1 protein-coding gene is annotated in these 1,204 nt (G+C 63.5%); it reads left to right on the top strand.

Annotated elements, in window-relative coordinates:
* Positions 1-105: 105 nt before the first annotated feature.
* Positions 106-1,204 (top strand): TnsB C-terminal domain-containing protein (locus V8Z74_RS26165; RefSeq protein ID WP_502879613.1); only part of this gene is annotated, 1,099 nt, incomplete at its 3' end.

Here is a 1,204-nt window from a genome sequence, read left to right as displayed (position 1 = left end):
TGTCATTTTCAGAAGACGACTGCACCATTCAGCGCGGTTTGAAGCCTCTTGTGCATACGGCTCCTGACAGCCAGATATCAGGACTCCTCTGCACGAAACTCGTCTATGCTCAATACTCGTGTGCACCAAAGCGAGATGAGCATGGCGACCGATACCGCACCGATTACCGAGCACGGCGTGGCCACCCTGCCAGAACAGGCATGGGAGCGTGCGCGTCGTCGCGCGGAGATCATTGGGCCGTTGGCGCAGTCGGAGACGGTTGGGCATGAAGCGGCCGACGCGGCAGCCCAGGCATTGGGGCTGTCCCGGCGGCAGGTCTACGTCCTGATCCGCCGTGCCCGGCTAGGATCGGGGCTGGTCACTGACTTGGCTCTTGGGCAGTCGAGCGGTGGCAAAGGTAAAGGCCGCTTGCCGGAGTCGGTCGAACGAATCATCCGCGAGTTACTGCAAAAGCGCTTCCTGACCAAGCAGAAGCGTAGCTTGGCGGCGTTCCACCGCGAAGTTGTGCGGGCGTGCAAGCTGCAAAAGCTGCGGGTGCCGGCGCGCAACACGGTGGCTCTGCGGATCGCCGGCCTCGATCCGCGCGAGGTCACTCACCGCCGGGAAGGACAAGATGCCGCCCGCGACCTGCAAGGTGTTGGTGGTGTTCCGCCACCCGTCTCCGCGCCGCTGGAGCAGGTGCAGATCGACCACACAGTCATCGACCTGATCGTGGTGGACGAGCGCGACCGGCAACCGATTGGCCGTCCATACCTGACCCTCGCCATCGACGTATTCACCCGCTGCGTGGTTGGCATGGTCGTTACGCTGGAAGCCCCGTCCGCCGTCTCGGTCGGCTTGTGCTTGGTGCATGCCGCCTGCGACAAGCGCCCTTGGTTGGAAGGGTTGAACGTAGAGATGGATTGGCCGATGAGCGGCAAGCCCAGACTGCTCTACTTGGACAACGCGGCTGAGTTCAAGAGCGAGGCGCTGCGCCGTGGCTGCGAGCAGCATGGCATCCGGTTGGACTATCGCCCGCTCGGGCAGCCGCACTACGGCGGTATCGTGGAACGGATCATCGGCACGGCGATGCAGATGATCCACGACGAATTGCCGGGGACGACCTTCTCCAATCCTGACCAGCGCGGGGAATACGCCTCCGAGAAGATGGCCGCCCTGACACTGCGCGAGCTGGAGCGCTGGCTCACATTGGCGGTCGGCACCT

The sequence above is a fragment of the Comamonas sp. w2-DMI genome (genome assembly GCF_040187735.1).
In the GTDB taxonomy this organism is placed as follows: Bacteria; Pseudomonadota; Gammaproteobacteria; order Burkholderiales; family Burkholderiaceae_C; genus Comamonas; species Comamonas terrae.
The sequence above is the reverse complement of the archived record's forward strand: the minus strand, read 5'-3'. Positions and strand labels throughout refer to the sequence as shown.